General features: G+C 60.1%; 13 protein-coding genes. 6 read left to right on the top strand and 7 right to left on the bottom strand.

From position 1 onward, the window contains the following. Positions 1-25: 25 nt before the first annotated feature. Both FUU19_RS04260 and kdgK read right to left on the bottom strand, forming a co-directional pair. Positions 26-727 (bottom strand): LuxR family transcriptional regulator, encoded by a 702-nt coding sequence (locus FUU19_RS04260; protein ID WP_141971984.1) that lies wholly within the window; start codon positions 725-727, stop codon positions 26-28. A gap of 243 nt (positions 728-970) precedes the next feature. Further along, on the bottom strand, positions 971-1,903 hold the full coding sequence (kdgK, locus tag FUU19_RS04265) for a 2-dehydro-3-deoxygluconokinase (RefSeq protein ID WP_230489929.1): 933 nt from the start codon (positions 1,901-1,903) through the stop codon (positions 971-973). A 239-nt stretch (positions 1,904-2,142) separates the two neighbouring features. Here kdgK and pdeH point away from each other — a divergent pair, with 239 nt between their 5' ends. Beyond that, entirely contained in the window at positions 2,143-2,934 is a 792-nt protein-coding gene (gene pdeH, locus FUU19_RS04270) for a cyclic-guanylate-specific phosphodiesterase (RefSeq protein ID WP_230507077.1), read from the top strand. Between the two features lie 90 nt (positions 2,935-3,024). After that, positions 3,025-5,064: an AsmA family protein gene (locus tag FUU19_RS04275; RefSeq protein ID WP_202670448.1), complete on the top strand. Its 2,040-nt coding sequence runs from the start codon at positions 3,025-3,027 to the stop codon at positions 5,062-5,064. Here the strand turns inward: FUU19_RS04275 and FUU19_RS04280 are convergent, their stop codons facing one another. The 3 genes from FUU19_RS04280 to yhjD all read right to left on the bottom strand — a co-directional run bounded on the left by FUU19_RS04280 (position 5,065) and on the right by yhjD (position 8,605). Further along, on the bottom strand, positions 5,065-5,832 hold the full coding sequence (locus FUU19_RS04280; protein WP_230489931.1) for a CDP-diacylglycerol diphosphatase: 768 nt from the start codon (positions 5,830-5,832) through the stop codon (positions 5,065-5,067). A 102-nt stretch (positions 5,833-5,934) separates the two neighbouring features. Beyond that, the gene (locus FUU19_RS04285) at positions 5,935-7,257 is read right to left on the bottom strand and encodes an MFS transporter (protein WP_004929985.1); all 1,323 of its coding nucleotides are present in this window, start codon (positions 7,255-7,257) and stop codon (positions 5,935-5,937) included. Positions 7,258-7,585: 328 nt separating this feature from the next. Further along, positions 7,586-8,605, bottom strand: coding sequence for an inner membrane protein YhjD (gene yhjD, locus FUU19_RS04290; RefSeq protein WP_230489932.1), 1,020 nt, complete (start codon positions 8,603-8,605; stop codon positions 7,586-7,588). A 342-nt stretch (positions 8,606-8,947) separates the two neighbouring features. Between yhjD and FUU19_RS04295 the strand changes: the two genes are divergently transcribed. Continuing rightward, entirely contained in the window at positions 8,948-9,814 is an 867-nt protein-coding gene (locus FUU19_RS04295; RefSeq protein ID WP_141971995.1) for a crotonase/enoyl-CoA hydratase family protein, read from the top strand. Between the two features lie 16 nt (positions 9,815-9,830). On the opposite strand, the gene pdeR is transcribed toward FUU19_RS04295, so the two are convergent. Next, on the bottom strand, positions 9,831-11,825 hold the full coding sequence (pdeR, locus tag FUU19_RS04300) for a cyclic di-GMP phosphodiesterase (protein ID WP_230507078.1): 1,995 nt from the start codon (positions 11,823-11,825) through the stop codon (positions 9,831-9,833). A 536-nt stretch (positions 11,826-12,361) separates the two neighbouring features. Here pdeR and spy point away from each other — a divergent pair. Next, positions 12,362-12,850, top strand: a complete 489-nt coding sequence (spy, locus tag FUU19_RS04305; protein ID WP_063990806.1) for an ATP-independent periplasmic protein-refolding chaperone Spy — start codon at positions 12,362-12,364, stop codon at positions 12,848-12,850. A 92-nt stretch (positions 12,851-12,942) separates the two neighbouring features. On the opposite strand, the gene FUU19_RS04310 is transcribed toward spy, so the two are convergent. Then, positions 12,943-14,160 (bottom strand): Tm-1-like ATP-binding domain-containing protein, encoded by a 1,218-nt coding sequence (locus tag FUU19_RS04310; protein ID WP_230489936.1) that lies wholly within the window; start codon positions 14,158-14,160, stop codon positions 12,943-12,945. A 264-nt stretch (positions 14,161-14,424) separates the two neighbouring features. Between FUU19_RS04310 and FUU19_RS04315 the strand changes: the two genes are divergently transcribed. Both FUU19_RS04315 and FUU19_RS04320 read left to right on the top strand, forming a co-directional pair. Next, on the top strand, positions 14,425-15,063 hold the full coding sequence (locus FUU19_RS04315; RefSeq protein WP_141972003.1) for a TetR/AcrR family transcriptional regulator: 639 nt from the start codon (positions 14,425-14,427) through the stop codon (positions 15,061-15,063). Between the two features lie 480 nt (positions 15,064-15,543). After that, on the top strand, positions 15,544-16,797 hold a 1,254-nt coding region (locus FUU19_RS04320), incomplete at its 3' end, for a S8 family peptidase (protein ID WP_230507087.1).

A 16,797-nucleotide genomic window follows, 5' to 3' on the forward strand; every position in this document is an offset into this window, starting at 1 on the left:
AAGCCGGCTGCGATGCCGGCTTTTTTTATGTTTCCGGCGGCGCGAGCAGCTGCCGTTCAAGGCAGTGCCGGATCGCGTGTTTGGCGTTGGCGACCCCCAGCTTACGCACCGCATTGCCGATGTGAAACTTCACCGTACCGGTTTTGATCCCCAGGATCAGCGCGATCTCATGGTAGGTTTTGCCCTGGCTGGCCCAGTAGAGGATCTCCCCTTCGCGCGGCGAGAGCCGGTCTGTCCGGCTCGCCTCGGCGCTGGCCAAGGCCAGGGCGTGCTGGTGGGTATCGACCAATACCATCTGCAGGCTGGCCCTCTCGTCTTCCATCAGCTGCCGCAGATCGGCGTCATCGGCCGCCGTGGCGCTGATCGACAGGATCGCCAGGTTGTTGTCGTGATCGTGCAAAACAAAGCTGCAGCCGTGCACGATGTCGTACTCCCGCGCCTGGCTGAAGATCTTCCGGTAATGCCGATCCTCGGTGGTGACGGGGGTGTCGTGCCACATGAAGGGCGCGCAGCGGCTATGGGCGGCGCGCACGACGGGATCGATGCGCTGATAACGATTGGCGCTGTAGATGTCCAGCCATTCTTGCGGGTAGCTTGAGACCAGCAGATGGCGATCGGGACGGTGTTTGTTGAAGGTCAAATAAGCGTATTTGAATTGGCTGAAGGCGTGCAGTCGGCCGTCAAGATGCAGTCTTGCGGCGACGGCGTTGGCGAATGCGACGGCCATCGGTAACCTCCCTGTCGTTCGGCGGCTCAGCCTGACCTGCACCAAAGTCCAGCTAGTCAGTGCGGCGGATTGAAATTTATACTCGGCTAATAAATTCAAAAAGGCGGCAATGCCAAGAGCCGAGCTTAGCAGCTCTGGGCGGAAATAAGCCAACGCCAGGGAAATTCTTTCAATCATCCTCTCATCAATATGTCTGGGATCCATTGCGCCGGCGGCGAGGCCACCTCGCCGCCGCCTTATTGGCTATGCGGGCATTGCCGTTGCGGGAATGATGGCGCCGCGATGTTGGATCACCGTCGCGGCAAGCCGGTGGCCGCGCTGTGCCGCCTGCTGGGCGCTGCCGCCGTTCAGGCGTTCCGCCAGATAACCGGCGCTGAAAGCGTCGCCCGCGGCGGTGGTATCCACTACGCGCTCCGGCGGCAGCGCGATCGCCGGTACCTCAAGTCGCTCTCCCTCCACGCTGAACACCAGACAGGCATCCGCGCCGCGTTTGATAACGATCTCGCCGACGCCGAGCGCCTGTGTGCGTGCCACCACCTGTTCAACCGGCTGTGCTCCCCACAGCAACGCTTCGTCATCCAGTGTCAGGAAGGCGATGTCGGTGCAGGCCAGCACCTCGCGGTAGGCCAGCTGCGTTTCCTCACGGCTTTGCCACAGGCGCGGACGGTAGTTGTTGTCGAAGATAACCTGGCCGCCGTTGGCGCGGCAGCGGCGCAACAGCGCCAGCAGCTTCGTGCAGTCGGCAGGCGCGAGGATCGCCAGGCTAATGCCGCTGAGATACAGGTAATCGAACTGCGCCAGCCGGGCACACAGTGCGTCGGCCTGCGGTCCCGCAAGCCAATACCGGGCGGCGGCGTCGTTGCGCCAGTAGTAGAAGGTGCGTTCGCCGGCGGCGTCGGTTTCGATGACGTACAGGCCCGGCAATTTGTTTTCCAACTGCTGAATCAGCCCGGTCTCGATCTTTTCCTGCCGCCAGGCCTGCAGCATCTCGCCGCTGAAGCTGTCGGTGCCGAGTGCGGTGACGTAATGCACCTGCGGCGTCTGTTCCGGCATTTGGCGGGCGAGGTAGACGGCGGTGTTGAGGGTATCGCCGCCAAAGCCGCGCGTCAGCTGCGCGCCCTGCTGCGACAGCTCGATCATGCATTCGCCGATCACGGCGAGATTTCGGATAGTCATCGTCAATAAGCCCTGGCTAAAGAAGAAGCAACAGCCGTCAGTCTCCCTGCAAGGCGGTGAGAGAGTCAATAAATTAAAACAGTGTTTTAATTTTTTATGATCGCGATCGACCCATGCCAACAGGGTGATAGAGAAAAGCCTGCGGCAATTCGTGCTTAAAGTTTTACGCGGCGCTGCCGATAAGCTGGGTAAAGAAACAGCGGCAGCGCTCTCACTTCCCCGCCACGGCGATAGTACCGATGATAACCAACCTGATCTCGGGTCTGCTGGCGCCCTGTTTTGCCCTCTATGCCTGCGCCAAATCGCGGCGCTACTGGCGGCAATGCCGGCGCTTGTATACCTTCCAGCCGATTTATCGCACCAGCGGCGCGCTGCTGGCGGTGGAACTGTTGACGGCGGTGTATCACCCGAATGAGCCGAACAAACGGCAATCCCCGGAACAGTATTTTGCCTCGATCGGCGTCGCCCAGCGTTTGCGGGTGATCCAGGAGCAGTTGGCACTGTTGCAGCGCTGGCAGGCGTTGTTCATTCGCCACGCGGTGATGGTGTCGGTCAATATCGACGGTATGGCGCTGCAAGCGTTGCAACGCGTCATGACGCTGCAACGGCAGATCGCCGAGATGCCCTATCTGCGCTTCGAGCTGGTGGAGCAAGCCGCAACGGCGTCAAACCGCCCGTTGCAGCAGATCGTCGGCGGCGAACGGCTGTGGCTGGACGATTTCGGCAGCGGGCTGGCCAACTTCTCCGCCGTCGGCGCCTGGCGCTATCAATACATCAAGGTGGCGCGCGAATTGTTCACCTTGCTCAAACAGTCGGAAGAGGGCGTACAGCTGCTCGGCACCCTGATCAAGATGATGAACCAGCACAGCGACGGGGTGATCGTCGAAGGCGTGGAAACCGAGCAGGAATGGCGGCTGGTGCAGCGTTCCGGCGCGTTGGCCGCGCAGGGCTACTATCTTTCCCGCCCGGCGTGCTTTGAAACTTTACACAGCGTACCGACGCTGTTCGCCGCGCCCGGCGCGCCGGCGTGAACTCCGGGCTATCCTCAGCTAGGCTTAAACGGGGCTGCTCATTCCTTTTCCTTTCATTCGGCAGCCCGGTTTATGTGCTGAGGGAGCCCTATGACAAGAACAGGAAAGGTTTTCAGCTGGCTGGGCGGCATTGTGCTGCTGGCGATCGTCGCGCTGGCGATCTTTATCGCCACCTTCGACTGGAATCGACTCAAGCCCACCATCAACGACAAAGTGTCGGCCGAACTGCGGCGGCCCTTCGCCATCCGCGGCGATCTGGGCGTCGATTGGTCGCGTAACCGGGATGAGGGCGGCTGGCGCGCCTGGGTGCCCTGGCCGCATATTCACGCCGAAGACGTGTGGTTGGGTAATCCGAAAAACATCCCCGGCGACAGCATGGTGACGCTGCAGCGCGTCGACGCCAGCATCGCACCGCTGGCGCTGCTGAGGAAAGAACTGCTGATCCCGCGCATCTGGCTCAAGCAGCCGAATGCGTCGTTGCAACGCCTGGCCAACGGCGACAACAACTGGACGTTTGACCTGGCCGGCGGCCAGGATCCCAAGCAGCCGCCTTCCGCCTGGTCGTTCACCGTTCACGATATCGTGTTCGACAAGGGGCAGATCGCTTTTAAAGACGCCACGCTGAAGGCGGATTTCCGCGCCGTCATCGATCCGCTCGGCAAACCGCTGCCGTTCAGTGAAGTGACCGGCAAACAGAGCGGCGGCAAGGTCGCTACACCCGATTATGTTTTCGGCTGGCAGGTGAAAGGCAAATATAACGGCGAACCGCTGAGCGGCAGCGGCAAGATCGGCGGCATGCTGTCACTGCAGAGCGCCGATCTGCCTTTCCCGCTGCAGGCCGACGTGCGCTCCGGCAGCACCCGGGTTGCGGTGGCGGGCACCTTGTCCGATCCGCTGAACCTCGGCGGCCTGGACGTGCAGCTGAAATTTTCCGGCGAAAGCCTGGGCAATCTCTATGGCCTGACCGGCGTGCTGCTGCCGAACACGCCGCCGTATGCGACCGATGGCCATCTGATTGCCCGCCTGCACCAGCCGGGCGGCGCCGTGTTCGAATATCAGAAGTTCGACGGCAAAATCGGCGACAGCGACATTCATGGCGACTTGAAATACGTTGCCGCTAAACCGCGGCCGGCGCTGAGCGGGGCGGTGAACTCCCGGCAGCTGAGGTTGGCGGATCTGGCGCCGCTGATCGGCGCGGACTCCAACGCCGCCAAAGCCGGCCGCGGCGAGAAGAGCCGCCAGCCGGCGGATAAGGTGCTGCCGGTTGAACAGTTCGATACGCAAAGCTGGAGCAAGATGGATGCGGACGTGAAGTTTGCCGCCGCGCGCATCGAGCGCGGCAGCGATTTACCGCTGAGCGATCTGGCCACGCACCTGAAGCTGAACAATGGCGAGTTGCGTCTGGATCCACTGCGCTTCGGCATGGCGGGCGGCAGCCTGAACGCCGTGGTGCGCCTCGACGGCGGCAAAAAGCCGATGCGCGGCCAGGTGGATATGCATGCGCGCAAACTCCAGCTCAAACAGCTGTTGCCGAACGTGGCGGCGATGAAGCGCAGCCTTGGGCAGATGAACGGCGACGCCAGGCTGGCGGGCAGCGGTAATTCGGTGGCCGAGCTGCTGGCGACCAGCAATGGCGACCTGCGCCTGTTGATCAATAACGGGGTGATCAGCCGTAGCCTGATGGAGATCCTCGGCCTGAACGTCGGTAACTATCTGGTGGCGCAGCTGTTCGGCGACGACGTGGTGGGCATCAACTGCGCGGCGGCGGACGTCGGCATCCGCAGCGGCGTCGCCGCGCCGCGGCTGTTTGTGTTCGACACCGAGAACGCGGTGATCAACATCACCGGCAACACCAACCTCGCCACCGAACGGCTGGATTTGTCCATCGATCCGGAAAGCAAGGGGATGCGCGTGCTGACCCTGCGCTCGCCGCTGTACGTGAAAGGCACCTTCAAGCACCCCGACGCCGGGGTGAAAGCCGGGCCGCTGATCGCGCGCGGCGCGGCGGCGGTGGCGTTGGGGGCGGTGCTGACGCCGGCGGCGGCGCTGCTGGCGCTGGTCTCGCCCAGTGAAGGCGGCGAGGAGAACCAGTGCGGGCAGATCCTGCGGGAGATGAAAGGCAAAAAGTAATCAGGCGTGCGGCGGCGGTGAGAGTAGCCGGCAGTCGTGATCCTGGATCTCTTCCGCCGAGGCCAGGGTGAACGGCAGCAGGCTGCGCTCGGTCGCCAGCAGCAGGAAATCGCCGTCCGGCAGCGCGGTCATCGCCAGGCCGAAGCTGCCCATGCGCCCGTCGGCGCGCGGCAGGCCGGAAGCCAACATACGGAAGGCACCCTGTTGCTCCAGCTCGGCAGGGGTCACCCGCCGCCCCAGATAGTCATGCCCCAACAGCCCGCCGGGCAGCGGTTGCCATTGCCCGATAAAATCGGGGCCGATCTGCGCCAGCCGCTGTTTAACCGCCGGCAACAGGCAGGAGATATGAATATGCAGCTGGTTTTGCGTACGGCCATATTCCGAGTTGATCGCCAGTGAAATATCGCCGTCGTCGATCGGTTTGCCATAACGTTCCGCCATCACGTGGCGCGCGCCCCAGGCCTGCGCGAAGAAATTCGGCGTGGCGGCGTCCAGCACCGCCGGGCTTTCGATACCGGTGATTTTGGCGCTGGGCATCAGCAGATATTGCAGTGGTCCGTTGCGATCTTTAAACACCACGAAACCGGCCTGCACATCCACCTGCGCGCAGGGCGCCGGGTTGTCATGCGCCTGCTGATTGGGCAGGCATTGCTGGCTGACGATGCGCCACAGCGCATCGGGATGGTCGGGCTTCAACCCGTAATAGAGCGCGATGGCGAGAGCCGCCAGCAGCGCAACGCAGACAAATACCCCACGACGCAGAGACATCGGCCGATCCTGTTACCGAGAGAAACGACCAGCATAGCCCGGTTTTATGACAGGAAACGAACAACGCGTGCGGCCCCCCACAGTGAGGGGGGCCGCAGGGGATCACAGCGACTGGTGGCGGGTTTCTTTCATCAGCAGCAGGGCCAGCAGCGTCAGCCCGGCCATTGCGGCCAGGTACATGCCGACGTAGAACAGCCCGTAGTGGGCCGCTAGCCAGGTGGCGATATAAGGCGCCACGGACGCGCCGAGAATAGACGCGACGTTGTAGGAGAACGATGCGCCGGTATAGCGCACTTCGGTCGGGAACAGCTCCGGCAGCAGCGCGCCCATCGGGCCAAAGGTCAGCCCCATGATGCTCAGGCCGCACAGCAGGAAGCCCATCACCAGCGCCTGGTTGCCGGAACCCAGCAGGGTCGGGAACAGGAACGCGAAGCCGATCATCAGCAGGGTAATGGCGATCATGGTCTTGCGGCGGCCGAACGCGTCCGCCAGCAGGCCGGCGATCGGCACCATCACGCCGAAACCGATCACCGCCACCATCAGCATCCACAGGAAGCTGTTGCGGGAGTAGCCGAGGCCCAGCGGCTGCGGCGCGGTGCCATAGGTCATCGAATACACCGTCATCAGATAAAACAGCGTGTAGGTCGCCAGCATGATGAAGGTGCCGAGGATGGTGGCTTTCAGATGCTTGCTCAGCAGCGTGCCGAGCGGCACTTTCACCTGTTTGCCGGCCTTGGCCACTTTGGCGAACACCGGCGTTTCATGCAGCGATACCCGAACGTACAGGCCAATCAGCACCAGCGCGGCGGAGAGGATGAACGGCACGCGCCAGCCCCATTCCATAAACTGCTGGTCGCTCAGCAGCCAGGAGAGCAGCAGGAAGGTGCCGTTAGCAAAGAAGAAGCCGATCGGCGCGCCCAACTGGGGGAAGGAGCCGTACAGCGCGCGCTTTTTGGCCGGTGCGTTCTCCGTCGCCAGCAGGGCGGCGCCGCCCCATTCGCCGCCAAGCCCCAGGCCCTGCCCGAAGCGCGCCAGCGCCAGCAGGATAGGGGCGAAGATGCCGATGGTTTCATAGCTCGGCAGCAGGCCGATCAGCACGGTGGAAATCCCCATGGTCAGCAGCGAGGCGACCAGCGTCACCTTGCGCCCCACGCGATCGCCGAAGTGCCCGAACAGCGCAGAGCCGATAGGGCGTGCGACAAAGGCGACGGCGAAGGTGGCCAGCGATTGCAGCGTCGCGGTGGTCGGGTCGCCCTGTGGGAAGAAAATATGCGGGAACACGATCACCGCGGCGGTGGCGTAGATGTAGAAGTCGAAGAACTCGATGGCGGTACCGACCAGCGAGGCGACGATGACTTTCCCGCGGGAGTTCACCGGTGTGGACGCGTCGTCGGCGTCGAGTGGGGGTGCGATGGTGGCTTGCATAATATTTCTTATCGTTGGAAGGGGTAAAAATCCATCTTAGTGACAGCATTCGGCCTTTTCAACGCGGGAACTTTGGGCAATGGCCCCGCTAACCGGTTAAAAAGACTAATGTTTTATCTGGCTTCTTTTCTGCAGCGTTAAACGTTGAGAAAGGGCTTTCGTGCAGAGGGAATGGCTGTAAAAGCGGCAAAGAAAAGTGAGTGTGCAGTTTGTTATGCTGGTTTTTCGGATCGCATACCGCGTTATTTAGACGTATTGACTGGTTTTCTGGTTTATATATAGATGAAAGTGCCGGCGAGTGCGATAACACCGGCACGATTGCATAGCTTCAGCGCGCCGGCGGTTCGCGTTCCGGCAACGCTTTGTCGCCTTTGTAGTCGGCGGTGGCGATCCAGGCGGCGCAAAACAGCGTCAAACGGGCGAAGAAGTAGAAGAACGCCATCAGCCCGATCACCGATCCGAAGGCCGCGCCGGAAGGCGACTTCGCCACCTGCGGCAGCGTCATGGTCATCACGAACTTGATCACCTCAAAGCCGATGGCGGCGAGCAAGGTACCGCGCAGCAGCGCTTTTTTCTTCGGTTTGTGGCGCGGCAGCATCCAGAAAATCCACAGGAACAGCAGATAGTTGGCGAAAATCGAGATCGACAGCGCGATCAGCGTCAGCGCCGGCCGCAGCCATTCGATGCCGTCCAGCCCCAGCGCATTGACGATCGCCGCCTGCGCCGACCCGGCGACCGAGGTCAGCGACAGCGTAATGATCAGCGCGACCACCAGGCCGGTCAACGAGATGAAGTCGCGGGTGTACTTGAAGTAGATTTTCTCCTGATCCTGCGGATTGCGCTCCCAGACATCGCGCGACTGCGCGCGGATCGCCTCGCGCAGGTTGCCCATCCAGCTGATGCCGGAATAGAGCGCCAGCGCCAGGCCGGTCAATCCCACGGTGGTACGCTGTTGAATGGCGGTGTTTACGGTGTTCTTCAGCGTGCTGGCCAGCGTCGGATCGCTGATGCTGCCGACGATGCGGTTGATCAACCGGGCCAGCAGATCCGGGTTTGAGGCCAGCACGAAGCCGGCGGCGGCGAACGACACCATCAGGATCGGGATCAGCGAGAGGAAGGAAAAATAGGTGATGGCGGCGCCGAACTGGCTACCCAGCCGATCGTTAAAGCGTTCGGCGGCGCGCAGCAGGTGCGCCACGCTCGGCCAGGCTTTGATGCGTTCAATCAGACGTGAAAAGCCGCCGATGCGGCGGTCGAGGGTCTCATGGCCGGTCTTGATGGCGATAAGCGGCTTCGGCGGCGTGTCTTGTGCGGGCTGGCGGTGTTCCTGGTCTGGTGCTGTAGGCATTACTTCACGATATCCTTAACGTTAAACGGTATGTTTCAGCGTTGATTATAGCCAAAGCCCCGCGGCGTTTTGAGCGCCGGGGCGGCAAACGGTCATTTTCCGAGCTTAGCGCGTTAGCGCCCGGCATGAAATGCCGGGGAGGGGCCGATAGGTAAAATTCCTATGAAAACCCCGTGGCGCCTCGGTTTTTTTCACTTCCCTACCTCCAATTTTTATCTGTTTCGTCGGTGAGAAAGCGTTTACTCATGATGTGGCGTCGCGCTTTTGCCGCGCGCCGCTCCGCTGCAGCCGTAGGGGCTGGAACGGTCTCATCCGTCATCAACAGAAAAACTGGAAGGTCTTATGAAATTGCTTAATCACCCCACCTGTCGTCCGTTTACCGAAGCGGGCAATCTGTCGCAGCTGTCCGCTTATTATGAAGAGGAGCGGCACATTATGTGGATGCTGCTGCGCGCCGCGCCGCGCCCCTGCTTCAACCAGGCGCTGATCGAAGACATCATGACGCTGGCGCAGGCGGCGAAGGAGTCTTCGCTGCGGTTCGATTTCTGGGTTACCGGATCGCTGGTGCCGAACATGTTCAACGTCGGCGGCGATCTGCAGTTCTTCGCCGAAGCGATCAAAAACCGCAAGCGTGAGGCGATGATGGCCTACGCGCGCGCCTGCATCGACTGCGTGCATGCGGCGGCGCGCGGTTTCGATACCGGTGCAATCAGCATTGCGATGATTGAAGGCAGCGCGTTGGGCGGCGGTTTTGAAGCGGCGCTGGCGCACCATTTCGTGCTGGCGCAGAACAATGCACGCATGGGGTTTCCGGAGATCGCGTTCAACCTGTTTCCCGGTATGGGCGGTTACTCGCTGGTGGCACGCAAGGCGGGCATGCGCTTGGCCGAGGAGCTGATTTGGGGCGGCGAGTCGCACACCGCAGAGTGGTTCGAGAGCCGTGGGCTGGTAGATCAGCTGTTCCAGCCCGGCGACGCCTACATGGCGACGCGCACCTTCATCGATACCATCCGGCCGAAGCTCAACGGCATGCGCGCCATGTTGCGGGCGCGTCAGCGCGTGTTGCAGCTGACGCGTTCCGAGCTGATGGACATTACCGAAGATTGGGTACATTCGGCCTTTACCATTGAGGAAAAAGACCGCGCCTACATCGAGCGGCTGGTGATGTTGCAGGATCGTCATACCCTGAATCTGCGTCGTGCCGGCTAACGTTAACGCGCCCGCCTCACGCGGAGGGTGAGTGCGGGCGATAGGACTGCAGCCAATGCTCCAGCTGTTCCGGGAGCATTGGCCGCGCAAACAGAAAGCCCTGTTTTTCGTCCACGCCGACCTCGTCGAGGAAGTGATTTTCGCTCTCGGTCTCCACCCCTTCGGCGATCACCCGGAAGGCCAACGCCTCCGCCGCCGCAACGATCGCGCGTACCAGCGATTGCGATACCGGGTTGAAATTCACCCCGCGCACGAAGCTTTTATCCAGCTTGATGGCGTCCAGCGGAATACGCGCCAGCTGCGCCAGCGACGAATAGCCGGTGCCGAAGTCGTCGAGATGTACCTGCGCGCCCAGTTCACGCAGCCGGGTGATCAGCGCGCGTGCGCGGTTCTCGTCTTCAATCAGGCTGCTTTCGGTCAACTCGAAGTCCAACAGACAAGGGGCCATGCGGTGACGGCGCAGCACGCCGAGCAGATCGTTGACGATGCCGTCGTCGGCCAGCTGCCGGGCGGAGAGGTTGACCGCCACCCGCAGATTCAGTCCCTGCTCTTGCCACTGCGCCGCCTGGCCGGCGGCGGTCTGCAGCACCCATTGGCCCAGCGGGCCGATCAGGCCGGACTCCTCGGCATAGGAGATGAACTGCAGCGGCGGGATCAGGCCGCGCTCCGGCGAATCCCAGCGCACCAGCGCTTCCACGCTGTGCACTTCACCGCTGCGTGCGTCGATTTTCGGCTGGTAATACAGCACCAGCTGATTTTGCTCCAGGCCTTTGCGCAGATTGGTGTCCAGCCACATGTATTCGGCGACGCGCTTGTTCATCTCCGGCGAAAAGACGGTATAGGTGCGTTTGCCGTGCTCCTTGGCGACGTACATGGCGGTATCGGCGCTGCGGATCAGGCTGTCGAGATCGTTGCCGTGCTCCGGGCACAGCGCGATGCCGATCGAACAGCCGGTATACACCTCAATCAGGCCGATGCGGAAAGGGGTTTTCAGCCTGTCGATGATGCGCTGCGCCAGCGTTTGCAGGCGCTCGCGATCGGTTTGCGGCGCCAGCACCAAGAACTCGTCGCCGCCGAGGCGGGCGAGCACCTGGTCCGGGCTCAGGCAGCCGAGGATCGCCAGCGCGACTTCGACCAGCAGCCGATCGCCGAACATATGGCCGTAGGCGTCGTTGACCTTCTTGAAGTTGTCGAGATCGAGGTACACCAGGCCGAAACTCTCTTCGCTGCGCGTGGCGATGGCGTGATTGATCTTATCCTGGATGGCGTTACGGTTCGGTAAGCCGGTGATGAGATCGGTGTTGGCCAGCACCCGCAGCCGCTCTTGCGCACGGCGTTCTTCGGTGATGTCGGTACCGGAACAGATAAGGTACACCTCGTTCTTGCCGCTGCCGCTGTGCACGAATTTATTGCGGAACAGGAACAGCCGTTCGCCCTTGACCGTTTTTACCCAGCGTTCCACCTCATAGGACGAACCGTTGCGGAAGAAGCCGGCGATGTTGCGCCGCGAAGCGGCGGCTTCTTCCGGGCTCATAAACAGCTGGAAAACGTTTTTGCCGATCACTTCGTGTTCGTGCAGCCCGGTGTACTCCTCGCTCAGCCGGTTGAAGCGTTGGATGCGGCCGTGCTGATCGACGATCACGATCACCGAGTTGGCTTCGGATACCACCTGCTCGGCGAAGGAGAGGCCGTGCACCAGATCGCGCGCCACGGATTGGGTGTCGCTGAAGGCGGAAGCGGTGCCCGCCCATTCGAGATGGTTGACGCGGCGCCCCACCAGATGCAGATGCAGCGGTTCTCCGGCTAGCGTAATGGTCAGTTCAAGGCTGGCGGTGACGCCGGTCAGGCGGCGAATTTTCGCCGCTTCCATGGCGCTGAGCGCCACCGCGACGTGGGCTTTGCCCTTAACGGCGGATAGCTCCAGGGCATTGCTGTCAAACGCCAGCCGCCAGTGGGGGCTTTGGGTGCCGAAGTGGGCGTTAAGAAGCTCAGGGCCTTGGTCTGCGGGCATGATGATTCCTCAAAAGAGCACGGGCGGCCGGTCAGCACAGCTCCGGGGCAGCCTGTTGGCCCGAAAGTGGTCGCCGTGCGCATCTGTGCATCATATAACAGGTTTTCACAGGCGAGGCGGGTGATGGAAACTATTATATAAGCAATGATTAGTTTTGCGGTGTAAACGTCACCCGGCGGCCGGCTGTCTTAAAGTGTAGGAGAACATCGGATCCTGTGATGTTTGTACCGACCTCCCCCGCTATCGGAAAACGGTTGATGCAAGGTTGCCGTGGAGGCGAGTAAATTATAGCGGTGAGGGGAAAGCGGAAAAATAACTCCACCGGGGGGATTTTTACCGGGAAATTAAAATTTCCATCAAATAAACGCCATCTTCATAGTTTTCTCATAATTGGTGAATAAATCCGAGACGGGTTTTAAAAAGTTTACACACCCTCGCATTACTTGAATTTTATCAGCCTATTATTATCTCCGACGACGAATGAGCCTGTTAACGTACAGCGCTCCTGATGAAGAAAAACTTTTAAGGAAATGATTATGCGTAAATTGACGGCTTTATTTATTGCTTCCACGCTGGCTCTGGGTTCTGCTTCCGCGGCGTTTGCTGCAGATACGACGGCACCGGCGGCGGATGCGGCGCCGATGAAAATGATGCATCACAAGGGTGAAGGCAAGGGCGGCCCGTTCGCCGGACTGAACCTGACCGAGCAGCAGCGCCAGCAGATGCGCGATATCATGAAAGAGTCGCACCAGAAGCGCGGGCCGGGCATGAAAGAGGAACGCCAGGCGCTGCATAATCTGGTGGCTTCCGACAGCTTTGACGAAGCGAAGGCGAAAGCGCAAATTGACGCGATCGGCAAAGCGCAATCCGAACGCATGCTGGAACGCGCCAAAGCGGAAAATAAAATGTATAACCTGCTGACTCCTGAGCAGAAAAAACAATACAATGAGAATTATCAGAAACGCGAGCAAAAGATGATGGACCATATGAATAAAATGAAGGAGCAGATGTCCTCCGGTCAGTAATATCCGCTCGCGGTGAATAAAAAAGGGCCAGACTATTTGTCTGGCCTTTTTTATTTGGCGTTATCACCGGCAGGTTCTTCAGTGAGAGATAATCATTCCCCGCCGACAATGTGCCGGAACTGTTCGGCAACGGCCTGTGCAAAGCGCGGGTCATTGATATGGTAAGGCGTTTTTATTAACTGGCGTTTATCGGTGGCGTACACCGTCTCCTCCAGCGCTTGGGTAAAGGCGGCCAGCGCCGCCGGATCCCAGAACGGTTGCCCCGGTGCATCCAGAGCCGACACACCACCCGCCGGGATCACGAAACGCACGTCGCCCGCGCAGGCGTTGATTTTTTCGCCCATCCAACGCCCGATTAACGCGCTTTCCCGCGCGCTGGTGCGCACCAGCGTCACTTGCGGATTGTGATGGTGGCGCAGGCGGTTGGCATAGCGAGCCGGCACCGTATTCGGCGCGCCGAAGTTGATCATGTCGATCGCGCCGCAGGAGAGCACGCACGGGATGCCGGTTCGCGCGATGGCCCCGAAACGATCTGCATTACAGGGCAGCATACCGCCAAACAGGTAATCGGCCACTTCGGTGGTGGTCAAGTCGATGGCGCCGCGCAGTTGGCGGCTATCGATCAGTTTTTCCAGCGCTCTGCCGCCGCTGCCGGTGGCGTGAAACGTCAGGCAATCCCATTGCGGCTCAAGGTCGGCAACCAGCGCCTGAATGCAGGGCGTGGTGACGCCAAACATCGTCAGGCCAATCGCGGGCTTGTCGTCGGGATAGTCGACGGCGGCGAAGCGTACTGCCCCGGCTATCTGGCGCGCCGCGTTGCCGAGCACCCGTCGCGAGATGCGGTTCAGACCGGCGAGATCGGTGACCGAATACAGCATATTGATGTCACTGGCGCCGACATAGGCGGAAACGTCTCCCGCTGCCATGCTTGAGACCATTATTTTCGGTAGGCCGATCGGCAGTTGCTGCATGGCCGGCGTGATGATGGCGGTACCGCCGGAGCCGCCCAGACCAAGCAGGGCGGCGATATCGCAGCGCGTCAGGATAAAGCGTTCGAAAGCGATCGCCATGGCCGCGATCGCCTGGCCGCGACTGGCGCAAAAGACCGCACCGGCGCCTGCCGGATGATGGCGGGCAACGTCCTCTGGGCTGATATCGGCCGGGGAGTCAAACGGCAGACTACGGGTGGAGAGATCGACAGTTCGTGTGGGTAAATCCAGGCTGGTAATCAGTCGGCGCACATACTCCAACTCTTGTCCTTTGGTATCTGCTGTGGTAGCAATATAGACAAAATTTGAAGTGTCTTTCATGTGTCTTCCTGGGGTGTTTCTAATTTTTATTTAAAAATTATTTAGTTATATTTTTTAGGGGGCCCTGGTGTTGGCGTTTAAATTAAATTGATTAATGTATTTATATAATGAGACGGCAGTATCATTTTTGCAAGGGCAGCGCAGTGCAAAATGGGACTCCTGTCTCATTTTTGAGCTTTTCAGCGCGGCTGACCCTTTGTCGTCAACCTGTCGGTAGTGGCGTATCTCCTGCCGCGCAAGCGTGTACAGATGTATGAGGTTTAAGTGCCGATAAATGCTTTTCCTACCCCGTCCGACCTTTCTCTGACCTCCGCTCGGGCGAAAACCCATCGTTTGTTGCTGGCCAGCGCAATGACGCTGTATGGCGAGGGAGCATTTCCTTCAATCACCGATCTGGCGGCGCATGCGCAGGTATCCCGCGCGACCGCCTACCGCTATTTCCCGACCCAAAGTGCGTTGATTACTGCGGTGGTGGCGGAAAGTCTGGGGCCTATTCTGGAATGGCGCCCGCAAGACGACGATGCCCTGAAGCGTATTCAGCAGCTGCTGACCTTCGCTTATCCCCAGATGGAGCGGCATGAGGGGGCGCTGCGCGCCGCCTTGCAACTCTCTTTACAGCAGTGGGCGCATGCGACGCCGGGCGAAAAATTTGTGCGCGGCAACCGCAAGCGGCTGCTGACGCTGGCGGTAGAACCGTTGCAGGGCAAACTGCCGCCGGATTCTATACAGAGAGTGATTCATGCTTTCTCGCTGATTTACGGTTCTGAGGTGTTCCTGGTGCTGAAAGATATCTGGGGACTGGAGCTTGGGGGGATCCAGGATGTCACGCAATGGATGGCCAAAGCTATCCTGCGTCAGGCGGAAGAGGATGCGATGCACAGCAAAAAAACATCAGCAGGATAATCCAATTTTTGCCGGTGCCTGAGTGAAAAGCCAGCATAATTCACTGAGTAAATATTGGTAAAAGTTATAATTAAAAGTGATAAAAAGCGCCTGTTAAGCACTTTTCAGGCGACCGATCCCTACGTCTGTTTTTAATAAAATAGTATTATTTATCATTATATTGAATTGCATTTTCCCTGCTGATTAACGCTACCCCAGCGCTGAGAAAAATCATTGTCTTCCCTTATCGCTCCTCACCTGATTCACCCCTGAAACTTTCTCTCCTCCCTCCTGACTGCCGGATGACACATTAAGCGCACTTGAGATTGTTGTGCTTTATTTATTTGGTGTTACCAAACTGTTACACAAAAAATCTTATAAAACATTTGCAAACAACAACGGACGGTATCTGGGATGGAGAAGAAACGTAGAGGAGTCAAATCCGCTCGGGCGGCCTTCGGCTGGCCTGAAATCGGCGTGCATCGCGCACAATGGAGCGCGATGCTGATCTGCCTGACGGCGATCGGCGGAGCGCAGGCGGCCACCTATATAGAGAACGGCAAAGCGGGCGATCCGGCCAGCTGGCGCAGCAGTGAGTTCAACGCGGAATGGGGGCTGGGGGCGATCCACGCCGACCAGGCCTACGCCGCCGGTTATACCGGCAAAGGCATCAAACTCGGCATTTTCGATCAGCCGGTCTACGCCAAGCACCCCGAGTTTTCCGGTCCTGATAAGGTGATCAATCTGGTTACCCATGGCACCCGCGAATACACCGATCCCTATATTCCGGTGAAAAAAGGCGATGACTTCCGCTATGACGGAACCCCGAGTGTGGACTCTGACGGTACGCTCGGCTCGCACGGCACCCACGTGGGCGGCATCGCCGCCGGCAGCCGCGACGGCGGCGCCATGCACGGCGTGGCGTTCAACGCGCAGATCATCAGCGCGGAAAACGGCGACCCCGGCCCGGAGGACGGCATCATCCTCGGTAACGACGGCGCGGTTTACCAGGCCGGCTGGGAGGCGCTGGTGGCCAGCGGCGCGCGCATCATCAATAACAGCTGGGGCATCGGCATTACCGATAAATTCGCCAAGGGAGGCAAAGATCCCGCTTATCCTCATTTCACGGTCGACGATGCGCAAAAGCAGTTCGATCAGATCAAGGTTATCTTGGGCACCAAGCCCGGCGGCGCCTATCAGGGCGCGATCGACGCGGCGCGCAGCGGCGTGGTCACCATCTTCGCCGCCGGTAACGATTACAACCTGAACAACCCGGACGCCATGGCCGGCCTGGCGTATTTCGTGCCGGATATCGCGCCAAACTGGCTGTCGGTCGCCAGCCTGCAGGATCCCACCAATACCGGCGATTACAGCATCAGCACCTTCTCTTCCCGCTGCGGCTATACCGCCAGTTTGTGCGTCTCGGCACCGGGTACCCGGGTGTACAGCTCGGTGATTGAAGGCACCAGCGTGGAGAATCTGACGACTGGCTACGCCAAATACAGCGGTACCTCGATGGCGGCGCCGCACGTGGCCGGCAGCGTTGCGGTGCTGATGGAGCGTTTCCCGTATTTGAATGGCGCACAGGTGGCGGAAGTGCTGAAAACCACCGCCACCGACATGGGCGCGCCGGGCATCGACGCGCTCTACGGCTGGGGGATGATCAACCTGGGCAAGGCCATCAACGGCCCGGGCATGTTGGTGACCGCTGAGGATATTCCCGAAGAGTTCCGCATCCCGGATCCGACGGGCGTG

The organism is Serratia montpellierensis, assembly GCF_020858655.1.
Taxonomy (GTDB): domain Bacteria; phylum Pseudomonadota; class Gammaproteobacteria; order Enterobacterales; family Enterobacteriaceae; genus Serratia; species Serratia montpellierensis.